Raw genomic sequence first — 6,433 nt, forward strand, 5'->3', positions numbered from 1 at the left:
GGGACAGGATTTGAACCTGCGACCTCTGGGTTATGAGCCCAGCGAGCTACCGAGCTGCTCCACCCCGCGTCGGTGAATGCAACATTACGTCAGCGGGTCGGGCGGCGCAAATTCATTCACGCGGGCCCAGGAGGCCGGACGTCCCTAGGCGGTCAGCTCCTGGTGCAGCGCCTCGCGCAGCCGCGCCGCCCGCTCGGCCACCTCGGCCGGGCCCAGCTCCACCGCCCGGGCGCACCAGCGCTGCCCCTCGGTGAGCTCGCCCCGGCGCGCGGCGAGGAGCGCCAGGCGCAGCGCGGCCCGGCCGTGTCCGGCGCCGGCCGCGCGGGTCCACCACAGGGCGGCCTCACGCTCGCTGCCCTCGCGGGCCAGCAGCAGCCCGAGGTTGAAGGCCCCGTTGCGGCTGCCCGCCTCGGCGGCCTCCCGGTACCAGTGGGCGGCGCTCTCCACGTCCCCCCGGGCGGCAGCGAGCATGCCGACCCGGACCTGGGCGCGGCGGTGGCCCTGCTGGGCGGCCCGCTCGTACCACTCCTCGCACTCGGTCTTCTCCGGCATCGGCTCGCCCAGCGCGGGCGGTCCCGGCGGCGGCTGGCGCGCGTCGAGCACCCCGGCCAGCCGGAACGCGGCCTCGGCGCTGCCGCCGCCCGCGGCGCAGCGCAGGTGCCGCTCGGCCTCCCGGTCGTCGCCGTCGCGCAGCAGGGCCATGGCGACCTGGAGCGCCGCGTCGGTGTGCCCGGCCGCGGCCGCGCGCTCGTACCAGCCCAGCGCCGTACGGTCCTCGTCACGCCCGGCGTGCAGGATGCCGAGGTTGAAGGCGGCGTCGACGCTGCCCGCCTCGGCCGCCTTGGAGAACCAGGGCTCGGCCCCGGTGTGGTCCCCGGCCTGGAGGAGGAGCACCGCGAGCGCGTTGGCGGCCTCACGGTGTCCGGCGTACGCGGCGCGGCGGTACCACTGCTCGGCCTGCGGGGTGCGGTCCTGGGCGGCGCAGAGCAGCCCGAGGTTGTACGCCCCGTTGACGTCACCGGCGTCCATCGCGGCCCGGTACCACCGCTCGGCGGTCTGCTGCTCACCGCGTGCGGCGTGCAGCGCGCCGAGCGCGTTGGCGGCGTTGCCGTCGCCGTCCTGGGCGGCGCGCAGCCACCACACGGCGGCACTCTCCTCGTCGCCCGCGTCGCGCAGCAGGAAGCCGAGCGCGCAGGCAGCGCGCGGCTCGCCCTCCTTGGCGGAGGTCAGGTACCAGCGTCCGGCCTCCTTGAGCTCGCCGCGCTGTTCCAGGATCGCGCCGAGGTGCAGGGCGGCGCGGCGGTGGCCCCGGGCGGCGGCCTGGCGGTACCACTGCTCGGCCTCGCCGACCCGGCCGGCGGCGGGGCCCGCCACGGGGCTGTCACCCTCGACTGCGCCCTTGACTGCCGCGGCCCTGCCTCCTGCGGCAGGGTCCGTCGCCCGGGCGTTCCGCGCGGGCGAGGACGTGGAGCCGGGGAGGCTGAGGCCGGTTCCGGTTCCGCCGGAACCGGTGCCCCGGCCCAGGCCGAAGGCGTCGTGCGGGTCCTCGACGGCCTTCCGCTCCAGAGCGCGGGCCAGCCGGTAGGCGGCCTCGCGGTGCCCCTGTTCGGCGGCGGCGCGCAGCCAGCGCTCGGCGCCGACGTCGCTGCGGTGCTCCAGGAGGTCGGCCAGCGCGTACGCGCCCAGCGCGTGCCCCTGCTCGGCGGACTGGCGCAGCCAGTATTCCGCGCCGGGCTCGTCGCCCCGCTCACGGAAGTGCCGCCCCAGTGCGTGGGCGGCGGCGGCGGAGCCCGCCACGGCGGCGATGCGCCACCAGCCGGCGGCCTCGTCCGGGTAGCCGCGCTGGTGCAGCAGGACGCCCAGGTTGTTCGCGGCGGCCCGGTCCCCGTCGGCGGTGGCGGCGCGCAGATATCGCTCGGCGCCGTCCAGCTCGCCCCGGCGCAGCAGCAGCGCACCCAGGACGCTCATGGACGCGGTGTCCCCGGCGTCGGCGGCGCGGCGGTGGCGCGCCTCGCTCTCGGCGCTGTCCGCGGCGTCGACCGCGTCCGTGGTGTCCTCGACGGACTCGGACTCGGACTCGGACGGGGTCGCGGCGGGGCTCGCGTCGACGGCACCGGTCCGCTGGACCGGTGCGCCCGCCCCGGCGATGGCAGCGGCGAAAGCCGCGTCTACCGCGCTTTCCGCATCTTGGCCGCGCTGCTGCACAAACCGCCCTGTCTCCAACAGAGTTGCCCTGTCCCCCATAAATACCATCGTCGCACCACCTGTAACCCGCGTACACCTGGTATATCGCGGTCAGTGAGGTCACTACAGCGTTTTGTCGACATGCCCACAGGGAGACAAGTCAAACACGCCTGGAGGCAACTGCTGCCCAGCGAACCGCACTTCACGCCCCCGGCCCGGGACCGACACGGCCCGCACGCACACGGACACGACGAAGGCCCGGATCCCAAGGGAATCCGGGCCTTCGTCTTTTCAGTAGCGGGGACAGGATTTGAACCTGCGACCTCTGGGTTATGAGCCCAGCGAGCTACCGAGCTGCTCCACCCCGCGTCGTTGTGTTCAAACCGTACCACGACGCGGGGTGGACCTTACTCAGCTGCCTTGGTCGGAGGCCTGCTCCGCCGAACTGTCCGGCTTGGCGTCACCGTCCGGCCCGGCATCGCCGTCCGCCTTGTCCCCCTCGCTGCCCGGCTTGGGCTGCGCGGCGGCGGCTCGCTCCAGGGCCTCCTGAAGAGCCTCCTGGGCCTTGCCGTAGGCCGGCCAGTCCTGCTCCTCCAGCGCCTTCTCACCGTCCGTGTACGCCTTCTGGGCGTCCGCGATGGCCTTCTTGAGCGCGGCCTCACCGGTGGCCGGGGGCTCATCGGTCTCGCCCGGCGGGTCATCGGTGTCCGGCGGCGTCGTGGCCCCGTCGTCCTCGACCCCGAAGACCGCGTTGAGCGCCTCACTGAGGCTGTTCTCGAAGACGATCTTCGAACCGTACGAGGCGGCCACCTTGCGCAGCAGCGGGTAGTTCTGGTTGCCACCGCGCGTGTAGACCGGCTCGATGTACAGGAAGCCGCCCTCCAGCGGAACCGTCAGGAGGTTTCCGTACTCGATGTCCGAGTCGGTGCCCTTGAGGTTCCTCACGAACTCGGCGACGTCGTCGTTGCCGTTGAGCTCACTCTGTACCTGTCCCGGGCCCTTCACCGTGGACGTGACCCGCAGCAGCCGCATGGTGCCGTAGTCCTTGCTGGCCGCGTCCGCGTTCACCGCCATGAAGGCCCCCAGGTTGGGACGCCCTCTCGGGGTGAACGTGGTGGTCAGCGAGAACTGCTGCTCGTTCTGGCCCGGCATCTTCATGCTCAGGTAGTACGGCGGAACGGAGCCCGGCTCCTTGTTGGTCGGGTCGTCCGGCACCTGCCACGCGTCGGAGCCGCTGTAGAACTGCGCGGGGTCCTCGACGTGGTAGCGGGTGAGCAGCTCGCGCTGGACCTTGAAGAGGTCCTGCGGATACCGCAGGTGGTCCATCAGGTCCTTCGGAATGTCACCGCGGGACTCGACCGTGCCCGGGAACGCCTTCTTCCAGGTCTTGAGGACGGGGTCCTCGGTGTCCCACTCGTAGAGCTTGACCTTGCCGTCGTACGCGTCGACGGTGGCCTTCACCGAGTTGCGGATGTAGTTGACCTGGTTCTGCTGGGCGACGACCGCGCGCTGGTTGGTGGTCAGCGAGTCGGCCGTGGTGTCGCCGAGCGTCGTCCGGGACGCGTACGGGTAGCCGTTGGTCGTGGTGTACGCGTCGACGATCCACTTGATCCGGCCGTCGACGACCGCCGGATAGGCGTCGCCGTCGATGGTCAGCCACGGGGCGACCGCCTCGACGCGCTCCTTGGGCGTGCGGTTGTACAGGATCCGCGAGCCGTCGCCGATGGCTCCCGAGTACATGATCTGCGGCTCGCTGAAGGCGACCGCGTACGCGGCACGGTTGAAGGAGTTGGAGAGACTGACCCCGCTGTCGCCCTCGTAGCTGGTGGTCTTCTCGCCGTCCTCCTCGTAGTCGAGCTCCTTCTGGGGCCCGCCGACGATGGAGTACTGCTCGGTCTTCTCGCCGTAGTAGATCCGCTGCTCGTACTTGCCGAACTCACCGGTGGAGGGCAGACCCGACTCGGTGAAGTCCGGAGACCCCGTCGGGTTGGTGCCGGTGGTCGTGCCGCGGGCCGCGATGGCGCCGTAGCCGTGGGTGTACGTGAAGTGGTCGTTGATCCAGTTCCGCTTGGGCAGGCCCTGGATGTTCAGCTCACGCAGACCGATGACGGTGTCCTGCTCCTTGCCGTCCTTGTCCTTGTAGCGGTCGACGTCGAGCGTCCTCGGGAACTGGTAGTAGTTCCTCCGCTGCTGGAGCTGCTGGAAGGCCGGGGAGACGACGTTGGGGTCCATCACGCGGTAGCTGGCGGCGGTGTTGGCCGCGGCCCGCAGCTTGGTGTCGTCCTCCGTGGTCGCCTGACCGTCGTAGTCGTCCACCTTGGCGTCATCGATGTCGTACGCGTCGCGTGTGGCATTGATGTTCTTCTGGATGAACGGCGCTTCCTTGGCCTGTTCGTTCGGCTGGACCTGGAACTTCTGCACGATCGCCGGGTAGAGCCCGCCGATCAGGATCGCCGAGAGCACCATCAGGCCGAAGCCGATGACCGGGAGCTGCCAGGTGCGGCGCCAGAGCGTCGCGAAGAACAGCACCGCGCAGATCGCGGCGATGCAGAACAGGATGGTCTTCGCCGGGAGATAGGCGTTGGCGTCGACGTACCGCAGGCCCGTCCAGTTGTCGGTGGCCTTGAAGTCACTGGACTTCACGGCCAGCCCGTACCGGTCGAGCCAGTACGCCACGGCCTTCAGGGAGACGAAGATGCCAAGCAGCACCGAGAGGTGGCCGGTGGCCGCCCCGGTGGCGCGGGCGCCGGGGCTGGTGATGCGCAGCCCGCCGTACAGATAGTGGGTCAGCGCGGCGGCGATCAGCGAGAGCACGGTCGCCGCGAAGCCGAAGCCCAGCAGGAAGCGGTACCACGGCAGGTCGAAGGCGTAGAAGGAGACGTCCAGCTGGAACTGGGGGTCCTTCTGCCCGAAGGCCACGCCGTTGACGTACATCAGCCACGTGCGCCACTGGCCGGAGGCGGAAGCTCCGGCGATCAGTCCGACGAGCGCCGTGACGGCGAGCAGCACCCACTTCTTGTAGGGGGCGATGCTCATGCGGTAGCGGTCCAGGCTCTGCTGCTCCAGTGACATCGCGCTCAGCGGCGGCCGGAGCCGGTGCGCGAGCCAGATGTTCACGCCGATGGCGAGCGCCATCAGCAGTCCGAAGACGAGGAACAGCCCGATCTTGGTCCACAGGGTGGTGGTGAAGACGGATGAATACGCGACCGACCTGTACCAGAGCCAGTCCGTCCAGAACCCCGCGAACATGACGAAGGCCATGGCGAGAACCGCCAGGACACCCAAAGTCATGAGCAGGGTACGGGCGCGCCGGGACGGGCGGCCGACTCTGATCCGTGGCCCGGTCGGGCCTCCGCCGCGGTCCGGCATCTGGAAAGCCAACGTGCGCACCTCGAAGTTCGCGGTCGTGTGAACAGGCCCAGCGATCCTAGAGCCCACCTATGCAACTTACTGAGGCTTTACCTAGTTCCCGTTCCCGGGGCGGAAGGAGGCAGGATATTGCCCATGCCCAACGTTTCCCCCGCAGGACCCCCGATGGCCGCGAGTCCGCTGACCGTCGCCGTCCTCGAAATCGACGCCTATGCCTCCAACCTCGGCTGGGACCAGCCCGCCCGGCTGTTCGCCCTGGTCGACACCGACCGGCTGCGGACCCAGGAGCCCGGCCTCGCCGCTCAGCTGGGCCTGGAGGACCCGAATTCCTCCGTCGCCGCGCTCACCCCGATCGAGCAGGACGAGCTGCCGCCCGGCACCGCGCTCGACGACTTCCTCGGCACGATCGCCTGGCCCGACGCCGTGGTCGGCTGCGCCATGACGGTGGAGCGGCTGATGCTGCCGCCGTCCGCCGAGGCCTCCGTGCCGGAAGGGCTCAGCGACAAGAAGCTGACCCAGTGGGTGGCCAATCACCCGGACCGGCAGGAGGTGCGGATGACCGTGGCCGTCCTGCGGGACGGGGCGCGCGAGTCCGCCGTACGGCTGCGCGAGAAGGACTCCCCCACCGAGGTGCTCACCGGGGCCGGTCTGGTGCCCGGCCTCGCCGAGGCGCTCGCGGCGACGTTCGAGTCCTGATCCGGCCGCTGCCCGGGGCCGTCGTACGGTTCCCGGGCGGCGCGGGCCGCGGGCCCGCCCCCGCCCCCCCGGGCCCCCCGCCGCGGCCGGGGGGGGGGGGGGGGGTTGGCCCCCCCCCGTTTTTTTGAAGCCCGGGGGGGGAGGCGGTGTGTGGATGACCCGGGTGGGGGGTTGGGGTGTGGGG

Annotated in this window: 3 protein-coding genes and 1 tRNA gene; 1 reads left to right on the plus strand and 3 read right to left on the minus strand. The window is 71.1% G+C overall.

Going from position 1 to position 6,433, the window contains the following annotated elements; translation table 11 throughout:
• Window positions 1-144 precede the first annotated feature (144 nt).
• The 3 genes from JS521_RS32790 to JS521_RS32800 all read right to left on the minus strand — a co-directional run bounded on the left by JS521_RS32790 (window position 145) and on the right by JS521_RS32800 (window position 5,553).
• The gene (locus tag JS521_RS32790; protein ID WP_205086538.1) at window positions 145-2,253 is read right to left on the minus strand and encodes a tetratricopeptide repeat protein; all 2,109 of its coding nucleotides are present in this window, start codon (window positions 2,251-2,253) and stop codon (window positions 145-147) included.
• A gap of 226 nt (window positions 2,254-2,479) precedes the next feature.
• Window positions 2,480-2,553, minus strand: a tRNA-Met gene (locus JS521_RS32795).
• Window positions 2,554-2,595: 42 nt separating this feature from the next.
• On the minus strand, window positions 2,596-5,553 hold the full coding sequence (locus tag JS521_RS32800) for a UPF0182 family membrane protein (RefSeq protein ID WP_205086539.1): 2,958 nt from the start codon (window positions 5,551-5,553) through the stop codon (window positions 2,596-2,598).
• Window positions 5,554-5,688: 135 nt separating this feature from the next.
• Here JS521_RS32800 and JS521_RS32805 point away from each other — a divergent pair, with 135 nt between their 5' ends.
• On the plus strand, window positions 5,689-6,249 hold the full coding sequence (locus JS521_RS32805) for a PPA1309 family protein (protein ID WP_239488160.1): 561 nt from the start codon (window positions 5,689-5,691) through the stop codon (window positions 6,247-6,249).
• The last annotated feature ends 184 nt before the right edge of the window (window positions 6,250-6,433 follow it).

Source organism: Streptomyces durocortorensis (genome assembly GCF_016901035.1).
Lineage (GTDB): Bacteria > Actinomycetota > Actinomycetes > Streptomycetales > Streptomycetaceae > Streptomyces > Streptomyces durocortorensis.